This is a genomic window from Eggerthella lenta DSM 2243 (genome assembly GCF_000024265.1).
GTDB classification, from domain to species: domain Bacteria; phylum Actinomycetota; class Coriobacteriia; order Coriobacteriales; family Eggerthellaceae; genus Eggerthella; species Eggerthella lenta.
Genome location: NC_013204.1, coordinates 1,699,286 through 1,715,797, shown reverse-complemented (window position 1 = coordinate 1,715,797; position 16,512 = coordinate 1,699,286). Strand labels below are relative to the sequence as shown.

The following is a 16,512-nucleotide window of genomic DNA, read 5'->3' as shown; positions in this document are numbered from 1 at the left end:
TGCGTCCACTTATGCTATAGCAATAGTAACATTTCCGTGATTCATAGGAAAGGGCAGTTCACCTAAAGGAGCGCTCGCCCTCTATATCGACCAAGCAAGCGCACGCCCGCCCGTTACCTAAGCGAGCGGTTGCCGCCTCCCGTCATCTTCGTGCGCGAACAAATGTTTCACGTGAAACATTTGTTCCTTTGTCGCAAGATATTGGGGACGAGCTTATTCCTCGAAGCCCCACATGCGCACCTCGGGCTCGAGATCCACGCCGGCGCTCGCCCGCACGCGCTCCTGCACATCGGCGATGAGGCGGCGCACGTCGGCCGCCGTGGCGTCGCCCGCGTTCACCACGAAACCGGTGTGCTTCTCGGACACTTGGGCACCGCCCACGCGGTACCCTCGCAACCCCGCCTCCTGCACCAGCTGCCCGACGAAGAACCCGGCAGGGCGCTTGAAGGTGCTTCCGGCGCTGGGCAGCTCGAGCGGTTGCTTCTCGGCGCGCCGGCGCGCGAGGTCGTCCATGCGCTCCCGGATGGCGCGCGGGTCGTCGGGAGCCAGGCGCAGCGTCGCTCCCAGCACCACGAAACCGGCCTCGCCCATCATCGAATGCCGATACGACCACTGCGCCCGCTCGGCGTCCACGTCCACCAGCTCGCCCTCCGGCGTGAGGCAGCGCACCGATTCGGCCACGTCCTTGAACTCGCCTCCGTAGGCGCCCGCGTTCATGATGGCCGCGCCGCCCACGGTGCCCGGGATGCCGCAGGCGAACTCGTATCCCGCAAGCCCCTCCTCGCATGCGCGCCGCGCCACGTCGGCGTTCGACGCGCCCGCCTCCACATGCATCCGCTCGCCGTCAACCTCCACCTGCGACAAGCTCTCGGCGATGCGCACGACGACGCAACGAAGCCCTTCGTCCGCCACCAGCACGTCGCTGCCAAGCCCCATCACACGCACCGCAACGCCCAGGCGGCGACATGCCTCCAATACGACACGCGCCTCGCCCGCCGTGCGAGGCTCCACGAGAACGTCGGCCGGACCTCCGATACGAAACGTCGTGAGCTCCGCCATCGAAGCGTCGAAGCGAGCCGCCCCTTCGTCGAACAGCTCGGCCAGCGCGCCTTTCAGCAACACGCGATCCACTGTCTACATCCTTTCCTCGGCGCGGCTCCAAGCCGCGCTATGCGCCTCGCACCATGGTAACGCATAACGGCGCATGCAGCCCTGTCGCGCGCGCCTCATCCCGACGGTTTCCCGGCGCGACGGCATGCCGAGCGCCATCGCCGAAGGAAAGAAGCGAGGCGTCAGGAAGCCAGCGACCACCCCGAAGCTTCGGTCTGCAGCTCCACCATGCGCCGGTACAGCCCTCCCTCGCGCGCCATGAGCTCGGCGGGCGCGCCCTGCTCGGCGACGCGGCCCTCTTTGAGTACCACGATCTTGTCGGCGTTGGCCACGGTACGCATGCGGTGCGCGATGACCAGCACGGTCTTGCCGGCCAGCAGCCTGGACAGCGCCTGCTGCACCTGCGTCTCGTTCTCCACGTCGAGCGAGGCCGTGGCCTCGTCGAGCAGCACCACCGGCGCGTCCTTCAGGATGGCGCGCGCGATGGAGATGCGCTGCCGCTCCCCTCCCGACAGCCGCCCGCCGTTCTCGCCGATCATCGTGTCGTAGCCCTGCGGCATGCGGCTCACGAACTCGTCGCACATCGCCGCCCGCGCCGCCGCCAGCACCTCCTCGTCGGTTGCGCCGACCCGCCCCAGGCGGATGTTGCCCATCACCGTGTCGTCGAACAGCACCACGTCCTGGAACACCTCGGCGTAGTCGGCCAGCAGCGTCTCGGGGTCCACGTCGGCCACGTTCACGCCGCCCACGCGCACCGACCCCGCGTCGGCGTCCCAGAAGCGCGCCGCCAGCTTCGCCACCGTGGACTTGCCCGACCCGGACGGGCCCACGAGCGCCGTCACCTCGCCCTCGCGGGCGGTGAACGACACGTCCCTCAGCACCTGCTCGCCGTCGCCGTACGAGAACGACACGTCCTCGAACACCACGTCGTGGCCTCGCGGCGCGAAGTCGGTGGAGCCCTCCATGGGCTTCTCGGCGGCCAGCTCCTGCGTGCGCCTGATGGACAGCCGCATGCTCAGCAGCTCGCCGATGGACTGCAGGATGAGGTTCACCGGATCGTACACGCGCGTGACCACGAGCAGGAAGGCGAAGTAGGTCATGAAGTCCGTCTGCCCGGACACGAGCAGCGTCGCGCCCACGAAGACGGTGGTGCCGATGCCCAGCTTGAGGAACGCCTGCGCCGAGGTGACGAACACGCCGGTGGTCAGCTCGGACGCCACCTGCCTGCGCTCGAACGCGTCGAGCTTGGCCGCGAGCGCGTCCAGATGCGCCGCCGAGCGGTTCGTGGCGCGGATCTCCTGCGCGCACTCCAGGAACTCCTGCACGCCGTCGGCCACCTCGAGGCGCGCGTCCTCCATCGCCTGCGCCTTGCGCTGCTGGTGCTTCCCGGTGAGCGCCATCACGAGCAGCGCCGCGGGCACCACCCAGAACGCCGCGAGCGCCAGACGCCAGTCGTAGAAGAAGATGCCGACGATGACGATGGCCGTGGACAGGCCCGTGCCGAACAGCTGCGGCATGACGTGCATGAACATGCGCTCCTGGTCGGAGCAGTCCTTCATGATGGCGTTCGTGAGGTCGGACAGGTCGCGCCGCCCGAAGAACGACAGCGGCAGCCGGCGCAGGTGCTCGGCCAGGTCGGTGCGCTTGCGGGCGCTCTCCTCGTACACCTTGTGGTACGTGTTCGCGTACTCGGCCCACTGGGTGAGGACCATGAGCGCGAGGATGCCGACGCACCCCGCGAGGTACGGCGCCAGCGCGGGCAGCGGGGCCCCCGCCACGAGGTGGTCCATGAAGTCGCTCACCAGCAGGAACAGGATGCCGATCGGGGCCATGAGCACGAGGTTCGCCAGCGTGCAGAAGAACACGCCGCGCCTGAAGTTCTTCGCGCCCACGTCGGTGAGGCCCAGGGAATCACGCAGCATAGCCGCCCTCCTTTCCGATGCGCCATTGCGCCGAGGTTCGATAGTCAGCCCACATGCGCGCGTACAAGCCGCCCGCCTCCACCAGCTCGGCGTGGGTCCCCTGCTCCGCGAGGCGGCCGCCGTCCAGCACGTAGATGGCGTCGGCGCCGGCCACGGTGGACAGCCGGTGCGCGATCATGAGCACGGTCTTGCCCGCGCACAGCACCCCCAGCGCGCGCTGGATGAGCGCCTCGTTCTCGGGGTCGGCGAAGGCCGTGGCCTCGTCGAGCACCACGATGGGCGCGTCCTTCAGGATGGCGCGCGCGAGCGCGATGCGCTGGCACTCGCCGCCCGAGAGGTACACGCCGCGGGCGCCCACCACGGTGTCGAGCCCCTGCGGCAGCTTCGCCACGATGTCGTCGCACTGCGCCGCGTGCGCGGCCGCCTCCACCTCCTCGCGCGTCGCCTCCGGCCGCGCGGCGCGGATGTTGTCCAGCAGGCTCTGCTTGAACAGCTTGTCGTTCTGGAACACGAAGGCCACGCGCTCCATGAGCTCGGCCTGCGGGATGGACCGCACGTCGACGCCGCCCACGAGCACCCGCCCCGCGCTCGCGTCCCAGAAGCGCGGCACGAGCGAGGCCGCGGTGGTCTTGCCGCCGCCCGAGGGCCCCACGAGCGCCACCGTGGCGCCCGAGGGCACGTGCAGCACGACGTCCTCGAGCGCGGGCGCGTCGGCGCCCGGATAGGAGAACGTGACGTGGTCGAAGTCGATGGCGTCGTCGGCGGGCGCCTCGGCCCGGGCCGGGTCCACCTCGGCCATGAGCGGCGCCGACAGGATGCCGTCGATGCGGCTCACCGCGTCCTGCGCCTCGGTCACCGCCTGCGACGAGTACATGATCTTGCTCATCATCATGGTGGTGAGCGCCGAGAAGATGACGTAGAACAGGAAGTTCGTGAGGAACGCGCCGAAGTCGCCCGCCGCGCCCGCCAGCAGGATGCCCGCCGGCACGAGCACGAAGAACGTCGCGTTGATGGCCACGAGCTGCGCCACCTGCGGGCCCTCGCACAGCTTCACGTAGGCGGTGGCGAAGTCGCAGTAGGCCACGATGGACTCCCGGAACGCCCTGAACGAGTGGACGGTCTGCTGGAACACCTTCACCACGGGGATGCCGCGCACGTACTCCACGGCGGCCTTGTTCATCTTGTCGAGCGCGTTCTGGTAGTTCACCATGAACTGCATGGCGTTGGAGTTGCCCTCGCCGTCCTTGCCGCCCAGGCCGCCGCCCATCATGAGGAACATGCAGAAGGCGGAGGCGAGCACGGGGATGAGGCACACGAGGCCCATGACCCAGTCGAACACGAACATGACGACGAGGTAGGCCACAGGCGTGACCAGCGCGCCCACGAAATCGGGGATGCGGTGCGCCAGCACGCCCTCGGTGAGCCCCGTGGACCCTTCGATGACGCGGCGCAGCTCGCCGGTGGAGCGGACGGAGAAGTAGCCGAGCGGCACCTTCGCGAGGTGCTCGAGCGCCGCCTTGCGCATGTTCGTCGCCGTGCGGAACGCGGCGAGGTGCGTGCACATGAGCGCGGCGAAGTACACGACGAGGCCCGCGAGCGCGAAGGCCAGCGCCCAGGCGCCGTACACCGGGGCCTGCCGCGCCTCGCCCCACGCCGGGGCGACGGCCACGAGGTCGCGCACGACGAACCACACGCACACGAGCATCGCGATGGCCAGCACGGCGTTGAGCGCCGAGAGCGCGCAGCCCGCGATGGTCAAGCGCTTGTGGGGCCCGGCGAACTCCAGCAGCCGCACGATGGGATTCTGCGGTCTTGACACGATTCGTTCCTTTCCTTGCCGTAACGTGCTTATTGTTAGCCTAAGAGAACATAATAGCGATCCCGCCGAAATCCGCTGCACGTCGATGCCGATTGGACGATGCCGCCGAAAAAGAGAACGGCTCCCCCGAAAGGGAGCCGTTCGTTCGGCGCCTCGTCGGCCGAAGGGCGCGGCGCTCAGGCCGAGATCTTGGCGAAGTGCTTCTTGAACAGCTTCGAGCCGATCCAGCCGCCCACGAAGGGGCACACCGCGGTCGCGGCCAGCGCCACCAGCGCGAGCGGGCCGTGGATGAAGTCGACGAGCCCCTGGCCGTACTCGGCGCTCATGCCGGAATCGACCACGATCTGCACGTAGGCGTCGCCCGCTAGGAAGATCATCGACTCCTGGCCCACCCAGAAGCACAGCGTCCACACCGCGAACGCCGCCAGGCAGCGCAGCGTGGTGCGCTTGCTGCCGGCCCCCGCCACGAGCTCGGCCAGCAGGCCGCCCGCCACGATGCCCACCGGGCCGGTCCACAGCATGCCCAGCAGCAGCGCCACCACCGCGACGATCGCGGACATGATGGCGAACGCGCCGCGCTTGGGCACCTTCGCGGCCACGTACATCCACACGATGCCGCCGATGAGCGAGCCGCACGCGTGCGTGAACCAGAACAGGTTCGCGTTCATGCCCAGCACCATCGCGAACACCATGAACACGAGGAACAGGAGCACCCCGAAGATGGCCAGCGTGATGTAGTCCTTCCCCACCAGCTTGCCCTTCGCGTTCGCGCCGCCCGAAGAGGCGGCAACCGTCGTCGTTGCCATAAGCGTATCTCCTTCTCTTGAAATGGTCGATGCCTTCGGTCAGATTCGGTCAGAGCGGGCGCGCCCGCCCGTCGATGCCGATCGCGCGCCGGATGCGCCCGAGGGCCTCGCCGCGCACGGGCAGCACGTCGGACACGACGCCGTCCTCGAGCACGGCCACCTGGTCGCAGGCGGCGCAGACGAACTCGTAGTCGTGGGTGACCACGACGATGCACGCTCCCGCGTCGCGCGCCCGGCGCACCTCGTCGGCCACGCGCCCCATGGTGCCGAAGTCGAGCCCGCTCGTGGGCTCGTCGAGCACGAGCACGCGGGCGCCCTGCAGGATGCCGACGGCGATGGCCAGCCGCTGGCGCTGCCCTCCCGAGAGCGAGAGCGGGTGGCGCTCGGCGATGTCCTCGAGGCCGAAGCGCGCGAGCGCGCGGTCCGCCTGCCCGTCCGCCCCGTCGGGCGCGGGCCGCAGCCCGCCGTGCGTGAGCGCGCCCAGCAGCTCGCCGCGCACGGTGTCGCTGAACAGCTGGTAGCCGGTCTCCTGCATCACGAGGTAGGCGTGCTCGGGCCGGTCGCGGCGGCGCGGCTCCTCGCCGCGGAAGCGGACGCTGCCCGCGCGCTCCCGGTGCAGCCCCACCAGGCAGCGCGACAGCGTGGTCTTGCCCGCGCCGTTCCTGCCCACGAGCGCCGTCACCGTCCCGGCGTCCAGCCGCAGGCCCGCCCCGCGCAGCACGGGCGCGTCGCGGCCGTAGCCCGCCTCGAGGCCGGCCGCGTCGAGCGCGGGGGCCTCGTCGGCGGCGCGCGCGCCCGACGCGGCGGAGCCGTCGCCGCGGCGCGCCGGCGACACGCGCGCCAGGTCCCAGGCGCGCAGGCCCAGCCGCGCGCGCTCGTCCTCGCCGATCCGCGCGAAGGCGGCGGCGTCCGCGTCGCGCACGACGCGCCCGCCCCGCATCACCACCACCCGGTCGGCGATGCCCGCGAGCCACCACAGCCGGTGCTCGGCCACGAGCACGGTCTTGCCCGCGGCCTTGAGCCGCGCGACCGCCTCGGCCAGCTGGAGCATGGCGCCCACGTCGAGCGACGCCGTGGGCTCGTCCAGCACGAAGACGTCGGGGCCCATCGCGCACACCGAGGCGATGGCCACCATCTGGCGCTGGCCGCCCGAGAGCGCGCGGATGTCGCGGTCGCGCAGGTGCTCGATGCCCAGCAGGGCGAAGGCGCCGTCCACGCGCCGGTGCATCTCGGCGCGCGAGAGCCCGAGGTTCTCGCAGCCGAACGCCACCTCCGAGGTGGTGTCCAGGTTGAAGAACTGGCTGCGGGGGTTCTGGAACACCGAGCCCACGCGCCGGCACAGCGCGTCCATCTCCCACGACCCCGCGTCCTTGCCGGCGATGCGCACCGACCCCGCGAGCTCCCCGTCGTAGGAGACGGGGATCAGCCCGTTCGCCAGGCGCGTGAGCGTGGTCTTGCCGCAGCCGGAGCCGCCGGTGAGCACCACGCACTGCCCTGCGGGCACGCTCAGGGACACGTCGGCGAGGGCGGGCTCGCGGGCGCCGGCGTAGGTGAAGCCCGCCCGGTCGAACGAAAGCGCCGCGTCGGCCTGCGCGCTCACGCGATCACCCCCAGCTTGATGAGCGCCACGCACGCGACCACGGCGCCGAACAGGGCGGCGAACAGGGCGTCCGCCGGCCCGAAGCGCAGCTCGTAGTAGGACGTGCGCGCCGCCGCGGAGTCGATGCCGCGCACGATGGCCGCGTTCGACAGCTCGTCGGCCACGATGGCCAGCCGGCTCATCACGGGCACCATGAGGTTCTCCGCCGTCAGCGCCGGATGCCGCAGCACCGTCGCGGGCGACAGCGCCATGCCGCGCACCTTCATGGCCTCGGCCACCGACGAGAACTCCTTGCCCATCGTGGGGAAGAACCTGAGCGCCACGCACAGCGCCACCACGCCGCCGCGCGGCACGTGCGCGCGCTGCAGCGCCGAGGCCATCTCGCCCACGCGCGTGGTGGCGATCATGTTCGACGCGAACATCCCCACGCAGAACACGCGGCGGAACACGACGATCATCGCGGCGAACGACGCGGTCACCTCGTTCGGAAAGGCGGCGACGGCCATGCTGGCCCCGAAGACGGCCGCGTAGGCCGCCAGCCAGCGCAGCGCCGCCGACGCGCGGCCGCACCAGATCATCGTCGCGGCGCACAGCGCCACGGCCGCCACCTCGGTCCACGGCTTCGTCGGCGCGAACGCGATGAGGTTCAGCATGAGCAGGACGGCGAGCGACGTGCGCGGGTCGAGCCGGCGGCGCGCGCCCGCCCGCCGCGCGCTCGCCGCCGCGCAGGCCGGGGCTGCCGAGGCTGCCGGGGCGCCCGCAGCGGCGCCCTCGGCGGACCAAAGGGTTGCGGAGGGCGCGAAGTCTGGTATATCCTTGAAGTTAGCCATGACTAATAATCTAGCGATGCAACGAAAAGGAGCGGCGTGCAATGAGCGATCGCGATGATTCAGCCGAAATTCTAGACGATGACGCCGAAATGAGGTGCGCGGCGGCGGGATCGGGCTCGCGCGCCCTCGTCGAGTCGAACCTGATCGGCGTCGGGGGCGACCCCGCGGCGCGCTCGCGGGCGGCCTACCTGGCGCAACGCACCTCGCTGGCGGACGGCTTGGGGTCGAACGGCCCGTTCACCGTCCACGACATCTACGAGACGCAGATCGCCTCCATGCACGGCGTGCGCGTGGAGGCCGCCGAGCGCGGGCGCGTGGGCATGCTCTGGGAGATCGACGAGCGCTACGGCCAGGGAACCTACTGGTACTACCCGCTGGGCGACGACCTGTCCGTGGCGATCTTCGACCTGCAGTTCAACCGGGAGGTAGGCTTCACCTGCCAGACGCCCGACCTGTTCTGCTTCGGGTCGTACGGCCGCAACATGGTGCCCTACTTCGGCATCACCGACGACCCCGCCGACCGGACGCTGCTGGGCTACGCGTGGAAGTCGCAGCCCTACGGGCAGGTGACGAAGGCCGACGAGCGCCTCGACGTGACGAGCATCTGCATGCTGCCGAAGGGCCTGCAGCGCCTGAGCCTGGCGTGCCACTGCGACCCGCTCGTGCTCTCCCGCGCCATCGCCTCGCTCGACGGCATGCAGGATGTGCCCGGCCTCAACATGGTGTTCGACGAGATGAAGCGGGCGCGGCCCTCGTCCATCACCGCGCCGGCCTACTACGAGGCGAAGGTCACCGAGGCCGCGGCGATGCTGCTGGACTGGTCGCTGGCCAACGCGCGCGGGGCGGCGAGCGCCATCCGCGCGGCCGACCGCAGCGCGCTCAACCTGACGCGGGCCCACATCCGCGAGCACCTGGACCGCGCCGTGCCCTCAAGCGAGCTGTGCCGCATCGCCTGCATGAGCGCGAGCAAGCTGACGAGGCTGTTCAAGCAGGCCGAGGGCATGACGCCGCAGGAGTACGCGCGCACCCTGCGCATGGAGCGCGCCTGCGAGCTCCTGGGCGACACCGACCTCAGCATGGCCGAGATCGCCGCCCGGCTGGGCTTCGCGCGCCAGGGCAGCTTCTCGGAGGCCTTCAAGGAGCGCTTCGGCGCCACCCCGCAGGAGTTCCGCGCGCTGCGGGCCGCCCGCAGGAGCGCCCGCTAGCGCCCGGCCCTCGCACGCTGTCTCTCTTCGCACATGTGCCGATCAGCGCGCGGCATCGGGTACCCTGCACGTTTCACGCGCTTTCCCATCACGCCGGCGCCCTCCTCAGCCGCGTCGTGCCAGATCCTGCGACGTCCGCTCGCCCAAATCGATGAGCTCCTGGCGGCCGTGCGTTCCCGTCTTGACGTAGATGCGCCGCAGGTGCGTGTCCACCGTGCTCTTCGAGATGAAGAACTCCGCGGCGATGCGCTCCCCCGTGCGCCCCTTGAGCGCCAACGGAAGGATCTCGGCTTCGCGCTTCGACAACCCGTGCTCCGAGGCGATGAGACGGCATGCGTCGTCGAAGCGGTCGGCATCGCGCACGATGACCGACAGGGCGCGGAAATCCCGCTCGGTGAACAGGAAGAGGTACGCGTACAACGCGGCCAGGCCCGCGAACGCGGCGACGGCGTAGGGCACCTGCCCGGCCGGCTCCAAAAGCTCGATGCCGTTGCCGCAGGCGATGCCCGCCAGCTCGCCCGCGTACAGCGCGGCGAACCCGCGCGCGAACGAAACGGCGGCATCCTGCCCCGTGATCTTCGCCATGACGAGGAACAGCGACACCAGCACGAAGGTGAGCCCCAGATAGCCCGCCAGCACGATGGCCTCGCCCGGAACGCCGAACGAGCCCAACACGGGCACGAACAGAAAACCCGCCATCATCACCAGAACGGCCAACCGGTACACCCCGTCGAGCGGCCCGTCCACGGCGCCGCCCGTCTTGCCCGCCGGATCCCCTGCCTTGCCGAGGCTCACGCCCAGAAGCTGCAGCGATGCGATGCAGAACAGCACGAGCAGCAGCAAGCTGGCCAGCACCGTGGGCGTGGAAGCCATGCCGGGATCGGAGCCGAACGTCTCCATGAAGCCTGCGGCCAGGCCGAACAACACGGTACCGGCGATGATCTTCTTCGAAAGCCGCGCCGTCTCGTCACGCTGCTCCTTCGTCGCCAAGAGGTCGCCGAAGGACAAGGAGCCTCCCTGGGACGTCCCCTCGCTTGCGGCGGCGCGCGTCGGCAGCAGCCCGCGCAGCGCGAAAGCGCTTCCCAGCGGAAGCAGCTTGAGGGCGAACGCCGCCTGGGGCGCGGCGATCGCGACCGCGAGCAGGCAGACGCCTGCCGCGACGGCCGCGGACAAGAACACCTGCGGCACCGAATCGCCCACCGGCCGGCGCCCGAGCGCCCGGCCCCATGCGGCCAACATGAAACCCGCCGGCAGGCCGACGAGCAAGCTCTCCAGCACGATGCCGTGGTCGCCCCCTCCGGCGATGGCGGGCATGAGCGAGCCCAGCACCAGCAGCCCGGCGTAGCACCACACGAGCGGCCGAGACAGCAGCGCATCGCGCGCACGCGGCGAAGCCATCCGCAGCAGCGCGAACGCGATCAGCATGCACGCGAGCGTGCCCCATAGGTCGGCGCGCTCGAAGGCGAACGGGCCGTCCCCGAACGCGCGGTTCTCTCCAAGGTAGAACAACGAGAACACGAACCCCTCGTTGCAGGCGAAACCGCCGATCACCCGCAAGGCCGCCGTTCTGCCTTCCTTATCGGCGCGCAAGCCGAGATGCACGTGCTCCCCTTTCTCCGTCAGGCCTTACAGCTCCATCATAACGGAGATGCCGTGTCGCTTCGCGCCTGCCGCCCGCCCTCCTCAAAATGCGCAACCGCCCACGGCACGGATGCCGCGGGCGGTTGCTGGGCGCGAGGGAGGGAGGGTTCGCGCCTCGGTAAGGGAAGGATAGGTTGGTTTATGCGACCTTGTCGGCCTTCTTGGCCACCTTGACGGTCTTCTTGGGGGCGGCAGCGGGAGCAGCTTCCTCCACGATTTCCTCAACCGCCTCTTCCTCGTCGTCGGCTTCCACCAGCTTCTCACCGCCGCCGAGGCCTTCGCGCAGGCTCTTCACGGTCTTGCCCACCGACGCGCCGAGCTTCGGGAGGTTCTTGGGGCCGAAGATGAGCAGTATGACGGCGAGGATGATAAGGAGCTCGGGTACCCCCATGCCTAAGATTTTCATGTGCGCCTCCTATAGCGTATCGGTGGCGCGCGTCTCGCCTGTGAGCCGCCGCCGGTTTCAACGAGGCACATCATGCCCCAGAACGGGCGGCGCGCCTATCGTGCAGACGCATGATTTTATGCGCATAGAAGCGCGAATCCATGTCATGCAAACGGCGTACGGGATGCGTCCTGCCTGTTCACAGCTCCTCTGCCACGACACGCCCTGCTAGCCAGCCCATGACGCTGGCCATCATGAGCCCGCGCGTCCATCCGCTGGAATCGCCGAGGCACATAAGGTCGCATACGCTCGTCAGGAAGCGTTCGTCCATCTTGACGCGGTTGCTGTAGAACTTGAGCTCGGGAGAGTACAGAAGCGTCTCCTGCGCTGCGAACCCCGGCACCACCTCGTCGACGGCCAGCATGAAATTGAGGATGTTGGTCATGGCGCGGTACGGCATGGCCGCCGTGATGTCGCCCGCCACCGCATCGTCCAGCGTGGGTGCCACGTTCGAGCGCACGAGCTCCTTCTCCCACGTGCGCTTGCCGTCGAAGATATCACCCAAGCGCTGCACGAGGATGCGTCCGTCGCCCAACATGTTCGTGAGCTCGCCCACCTTCTGGGCATAGGCGATGGGCTGGTCGAAGGGGTGCGAGAAATTCTGCGAGCACAGGATGGCGAGGTTCGTGTTCGGCGACTTGCGCTCCTTGTAGGAATGGCCGTTCACCACGGCGAGACCGCCGTCATAGTTCTCCTGGCTGACGAAGCCGCCGGGGTTCTGGCAGAACGTCCGCACCTTGTTCTTGAACGGGCGCGGATAACCGATGAGCTTGCTCTCGTACAGCACGTCGTTCACCGTCTCCATAACCTCGTTTCGCACTTCCACGCGCACGCCGATGTCCACAGGACCGGGTGCGTGCGCTATCGCATGCTCGCGGCACATGCGCTCGAGCCAGTCGGCGCCGCGCCGGCCCGTGGCCACCACGGTACGCCGAGCGCGGATCTCGCACGCGCCGTCCGGGCCGGCGACGGCCACGCCTCGGCACCGCTCTCCCTCGATGAGCACCTGGGTGCATTCCGTGCGGAAGAGCAGGTCTACGCCCGCCTCGCGCAGGTGGCGCTCGATACGCGCGTACAGATCGCGGGCGCGCTCGGTGCCGAGATGGCGCAGCGGGCAATCTACCAACTTGAGACCCGCTTTGATAGCGCGGCGGCGGATCTCGTCCACCTCCGGTTTGCGTTCTGCGCCCTCCACGCGCACGTCGGCGCCGAAGCCCAGGTACACGCCGTCCACTTCCCCGATGGCGTCCTGCGCCTCATCACGCCCGATGAGGTCGGGCAGGTCGCCGCCTACGTCGGCCGACAGCGACAGCTTTCCGTCCGAGAACGCTCCCGCGCCCGAGAACCCCGTCGTGATACGGCAGGGTTCGCAGTTCGCGCATGGCGCGCCCGCCTGCTTCGGGCATACGCGATCCTCCACCGCCAAGCCTTTGTCCACCATGACGATGCGCCCCGTGAAGCCCCGCTCCAAAAGGGAGAGCGCGCAGAAAATACCGGCGGGGCCCGCCCCCACGATGACCACGTCGGTGTCGATGGTTCGCATAAGCACGCTCCTGTTCCCGCGCCGTTCCGACGGCGCGATTCGTGTTCTGCATCATTGTACCCCTCCTGCCGTAGGCTCGTCCGGGATCCGGCGACGGGAGAGGAACAGCCGATCGGAGCGGATGCTTCGCATGAGGAGCTCCGACGCGGAACGCGGTCTGCCCGCCAAGTTCCTGTGAAGGATTCTTGAACCTCGTGTGACGGTTCGCCGGACATTCATACGGTCGCGAACTGCGACGTTGCCGTTTTGTTACCATTCCTCTTCGCGCCCGCAACCATACCACGCCAACGAACCCGACGCGGACGCAGGAAGGATGCCTCAATGGTATCGCACCCCTCCCGTCGCGCGCTTGCGTTCGGCGCGGCGGTCTCCCTCGGCATCGCGTGCATCGCACCCTCGCAAGCTGCGTTCGCCGTCGAAAAAGCTCCCGCGATCCCCCTCGTCCGGCCCGCCGTCCTCTCCGCAGCCGTAACGCTGCCGGGCGCTGCCGCCGAAGAAGCCGTCGCCGACCTCGAGCAGGTGCGCGCTCTCGCGGCGCAGCGAGCAGCCGAGCAGGCCGCCGAACAGCGCGACAAGCGCCTCGACTACGACCCCGCCCTCATCGCCGCCATCGGCAACCAGTCGACGGGCGGCCACACCATCTGCTGCCCCGCCTATGCGTGCGCCTACGGCGACGCGATCCTCACCGGCCAGGCCAACGACCACGGCGCGTACGGCTGCGGCTGCTGCACGTGGCCCGGCTGGGGCGGCGGCAATTCGTCGTTCCGCTCGCTCGGCTCCGACGAGGCTTTGCTGCGCGAGGCCTACGACGAGATCGCGGCCGGACGGCCCACGGTCGTCCACGTGGCAGGCCCTTACGGCGAGCACTGGATCTGCCTCATGGGCTACCAGGGCGTGGAGGATCCCGACGCGCTCTCGCTCGACAACTTCATCGCGCTCGATCCGGCGAACGGCCTGGAGGTCACGGCATCCTATCGGTACGCGCCCTACGGCGACGCCTGCGAGCACGTGAGCGACCTCCGCTAACGCCGCACCCATCCTCAGAACAGGCGAGGCGGCGCTTCGGGCAGCTTGGCCGAGGCGCATTCCTCCACTGTATCGTCGGGAGTCAGCTCGTCGCAGAGCATCGGCGAAGCCGGATCGTAGCGCCGCAAGCGCCAGGGATCGGCCGCCCCGCACGGCGCGGCCGACGTCCCCGGATTGGCGTAGCAGTACACGCAGCCGTTCGCGCACGTGTCGTACGTGCCGATGTCCACGCTCGGCGAGCAACGGCAGGCTCCCCTCCGAGCGCCGCCCGGAGCGCGTTTTGCCCGTACGCCTGCAACGCGCTCCACGACAGCGGCATCGATGCACCCTGCTCGAGCCAGCCCCGCATCGTCGAGCGCCCCGTCACCGCAACCGCCCACCTCGATGCCGTGCGCGGCGCCCAGTTCGGCCAGCCGCAGCGCAAGCGCGGCCTTCGCCTCTTCCGGCACTCCGACGAACCCGAGCGCCGCCATGCGACCGGCAATCTTCGGATACATGTCGAGGAAGCTGATGCGGCAGGTGCGCGTGCTGCCTTCCAACCGCGCCGCGAACGCCTCGAACCACTGCATATGGTGCGCGATGTCGTAGGCGCCTCCCAACAGGATAGGGCTGTAGCGCCACACCACGCGATCGGGCCCCAGAGCGTCCGCAAGCGAGCGGAACGTTTCCAGCAGCCGCGCCTTGCGGGGCAGGCCCGCCTCCACGTCGGCACCGTAGGCGTTGAGCGTGAACTGCACGAAATAGGGCGATGGGCAGACGCGATCCAGCTCGGTTTTGCGCGCGAGCAGCACGGAAGGATCCTTCGTCCAGAACGCGACGCAATCCACCGTGTCCGGAGACAGGATCACACGGCTCACCCGAGTGCGCACCGCCGGGTTGCGCACGAGCGCGAAGCCCTCTTCGAACCGTCCGAGCAGCCAGTCGAAATGAAACCGCGGGATGTCGGTTCGTCTCGATGCGCTGACGATCACAGCTCTTCGATGACCTTCGCCGACACAACGTTGCTGGGGGATATGAGGATGGTGCCGACCTTGCCCGCCTCGGGAGCGTCCACGTAGAAGGTGCCGTCGATGGTTTCGCCCATCACGAACAGGTCCTCGTCTTGAGTCGAGATCACGATGTCGATGCCGGAGGCGTCGTCGACGTAGGCTTTGTCGGGCGTTATGGCCACGATGAAGTCCACCTTGTACTTGACGAAGTACGCAACCTGCTTATCGATGGCGCGCACCGTGGTGGGGGCGGTCACGCTGAACACGCCGAAGCGATGACCGCCCTTCTTGAGGATGATGCCTTCGCCGTACTGCCCGAGATCGGTCGTGTCCAAGGAGAACACGGTGGCCTTCTTGTCCTCGTAGCTTTTCTGAGCCTCCGCCACCGTCACGGTCGGCTTGGACTTCGCGCTCGTCCCGTTCGAGCGCGCTCCCGCCGCCGCGCTCGCATCCGGTTCCGTTTCGACCGCCGACGAAGCAGCATCCTTTTCGGGAAGCTCCCGCTCGTCCGCTTCCCGTCCGGATTCCTCGCGCTCGGATGGCTTCCCTTCGTCGTCATCGGCGGCAGGATCGAGCTCGTGCGACCTCTTCTCGTCCGAAGAAGCCGAACCAGCAGCCCCCTTCGCGGCCTTTTCCTCCTTCGCCGCTTCCGCCGCCTTCTCGGCTGCCGTCTGCGGCACGGCGGTACCCTCGTACACGATGGCGGTATAGCCGTCCATACTGCCGAACGTGTCGTCGATGTTCGACGCGGCAACATTCCAGGAATGCCCGGCGACCAGGTACCATCCTAAGCCCAGAAGGCTCAGCACGATGAGGGCGGCGAACACCGCCAATGCTATTTTCTCGCGCGATTTGACCGACATAGTGCTCCGTATTATACCCTGTGGCGAGCGGGCGTCCGCCAAAGCGCGCGAGCGACAGAATTTCGACAGGAAGCTGAACGGCACCGCGCCCGAACGGCGCGTTCCCGACAACGACGCCCCTTTCCGGTCGCCAGAATCTCGGAAGAAGCTCGCCTGGCTACACGAGCCGCTCGTAAGCGATGCGCTCGGGCGTCCCCCCTTCGGCATGGGCGATGTAGATGATGCCGCACTGCTCATAGCCGGCTTTCGCCAGCAGCTTCCTCATAGGCGCGTTTCCGGGGTGCGTGTCGATGCGGACGCTGGCGCTTCCGTTCGCGCGCGCCAGCTCTTCGGCGCGAGCCAGCAGAAACGTCGCGGCGCCGCGATTCTTCCCGTCGGAAGCCACGGCCACTCGGTGCACCACGCCGTAGCACGGACGCTCGGACGTGCAGGAAGTGAGCCACGAGCCCTCTTCGATGCGATCGTAGTCGCGCTCGCCCGAGAAGCCGATCATAGCGGTGGCAACGATGCGGTCGTCGGCCTCCACCACGTAGGAGTCGCCGCGAGCTGTATCGTCCTCGATGACGGCGCGATGCGGGTAGCCGCCCTGCCATTGGTCGATGCCGAGCGCTGCGAGCGAGGCGCGGCCGTCGGCGAGGATGCTCATGATGCGATCGATGTCGCATGCGCAGGTTCTGCGAAATTGCACAGGAGGTTCTCTTTCTTCTTTGGAT

At 68.8% G+C, this 16,512-nt stretch carries 14 protein-coding genes; 2 read left to right on the top strand and 12 right to left on the bottom strand.

What is annotated here, in order from left to right:
- Positions 1-213 precede the first annotated feature (213 nt).
- The 6 genes from murB to ELEN_RS07165 all read right to left on the bottom strand — a co-directional run bounded on the left by murB (position 214) and on the right by ELEN_RS07165 (position 8,087).
- A complete protein-coding gene (gene murB / locus ELEN_RS07190) occupies positions 214-1,131 on the bottom strand; it encodes a UDP-N-acetylmuramate dehydrogenase (RefSeq protein ID WP_009304418.1) in 918 nt (305 codons plus the stop codon).
- Positions 1,132-1,292: 161 nt separating this feature from the next.
- Positions 1,293-3,032 carry an ABC transporter ATP-binding protein gene (locus tag ELEN_RS07185; RefSeq protein ID WP_015760555.1) on the bottom strand — a complete coding sequence of 580 codons (1,740 nt, stop codon included), beginning with the start codon at positions 3,030-3,032 and terminating at the stop codon, positions 1,293-1,295.
- The gene (locus ELEN_RS07180; RefSeq protein ID WP_009608548.1) at positions 3,022-4,851 is read right to left on the bottom strand and encodes an ABC transporter ATP-binding protein; all 1,830 of its coding nucleotides are present in this window, start codon (positions 4,849-4,851) and stop codon (positions 3,022-3,024) included. The genes ELEN_RS07185 and ELEN_RS07180 overlap by 11 nt, the downstream gene beginning before the upstream one ends.
- Before the next feature lie 176 nt (positions 4,852-5,027).
- Positions 5,028-5,657 carry an MptD family putative ECF transporter S component gene (locus ELEN_RS07175; protein ID WP_009304421.1) on the bottom strand — a complete coding sequence of 210 codons (630 nt, stop codon included), beginning with the start codon at positions 5,655-5,657 and terminating at the stop codon, positions 5,028-5,030.
- A 49-nt stretch (positions 5,658-5,706) separates the two neighbouring features.
- Positions 5,707-7,257 (bottom strand): ABC transporter ATP-binding protein, encoded by a 1,551-nt coding sequence (locus ELEN_RS07170; RefSeq protein ID WP_015760554.1) that lies wholly within the window; start codon positions 7,255-7,257, stop codon positions 5,707-5,709.
- Positions 7,254-8,087, bottom strand: a complete 834-nt coding sequence (locus tag ELEN_RS07165; protein WP_015760553.1) for an energy-coupling factor transporter transmembrane component T family protein — start codon at positions 8,085-8,087, stop codon at positions 7,254-7,256. Before ELEN_RS07165 ends, ELEN_RS07170 begins: the two co-directional genes overlap by 4 nt.
- A 41-nt stretch (positions 8,088-8,128) precedes the next feature.
- On the opposite strand from ELEN_RS07165, the gene ELEN_RS07160 reads away from it, so the two are divergent.
- The gene (locus ELEN_RS07160; protein WP_009304423.1) at positions 8,129-9,292 is read left to right on the top strand and encodes a helix-turn-helix domain-containing protein; all 1,164 of its coding nucleotides are present in this window, start codon (positions 8,129-8,131) and stop codon (positions 9,290-9,292) included.
- Between the two features lie 105 nt (positions 9,293-9,397).
- Here ELEN_RS07160 and ELEN_RS07155 read toward each other — a convergent pair whose 3' ends face one another.
- The 3 genes from ELEN_RS07155 to ELEN_RS07145 all read right to left on the bottom strand — a co-directional run bounded on the left by ELEN_RS07155 (position 9,398) and on the right by ELEN_RS07145 (position 12,921).
- A complete protein-coding gene (locus ELEN_RS07155) occupies positions 9,398-10,894 on the bottom strand; it encodes a helix-turn-helix transcriptional regulator (protein ID WP_009304424.1) in 1,497 nt (498 codons plus the stop codon).
- Positions 10,895-11,072: 178 nt separating this feature from the next.
- Complete coding sequence (locus tag ELEN_RS07150; protein ID WP_009609125.1) at positions 11,073-11,339, bottom strand: twin-arginine translocase TatA/TatE family subunit; 267 nt, start codon at positions 11,337-11,339, stop codon at positions 11,073-11,075.
- A gap of 178 nt (positions 11,340-11,517) precedes the next feature.
- The gene (locus ELEN_RS07145) at positions 11,518-12,921 is read right to left on the bottom strand and encodes an NAD(P)/FAD-dependent oxidoreductase (RefSeq protein WP_009304426.1); all 1,404 of its coding nucleotides are present in this window, start codon (positions 12,919-12,921) and stop codon (positions 11,518-11,520) included.
- A gap of 321 nt (positions 12,922-13,242) precedes the next feature.
- Between ELEN_RS07145 and ELEN_RS07140 the strand changes: the two genes are divergently transcribed.
- Positions 13,243-13,947: a cysteine peptidase family C39 domain-containing protein gene (locus ELEN_RS07140; protein WP_009609131.1), complete on the top strand. Its 705-nt coding sequence runs from the start codon at positions 13,243-13,245 to the stop codon at positions 13,945-13,947.
- A 14-nt stretch (positions 13,948-13,961) separates the two neighbouring features.
- Here the strand turns inward: ELEN_RS07140 and ELEN_RS07135 are convergent, their stop codons facing one another.
- The 3 genes from ELEN_RS07135 to ELEN_RS07125 form a co-directional block, all read right to left on the bottom strand.
- Positions 13,962-14,918: a DUF1848 domain-containing protein gene (locus ELEN_RS07135; RefSeq protein WP_009609145.1), complete on the bottom strand. Its 957-nt coding sequence runs from the start codon at positions 14,916-14,918 to the stop codon at positions 13,962-13,964.
- The gene (locus tag ELEN_RS07130) at positions 14,915-15,799 is read right to left on the bottom strand and encodes an alcohol dehydrogenase (RefSeq protein WP_015760552.1); all 885 of its coding nucleotides are present in this window, start codon (positions 15,797-15,799) and stop codon (positions 14,915-14,917) included. The genes ELEN_RS07135 and ELEN_RS07130 overlap by 4 nt, the downstream gene beginning before the upstream one ends.
- Before the next feature lie 157 nt (positions 15,800-15,956).
- The gene (locus ELEN_RS07125) at positions 15,957-16,487 is read right to left on the bottom strand and encodes a GNAT family N-acetyltransferase (protein WP_009609126.1); all 531 of its coding nucleotides are present in this window, start codon (positions 16,485-16,487) and stop codon (positions 15,957-15,959) included.
- Positions 16,488-16,512 lie beyond the last annotated feature (25 nt).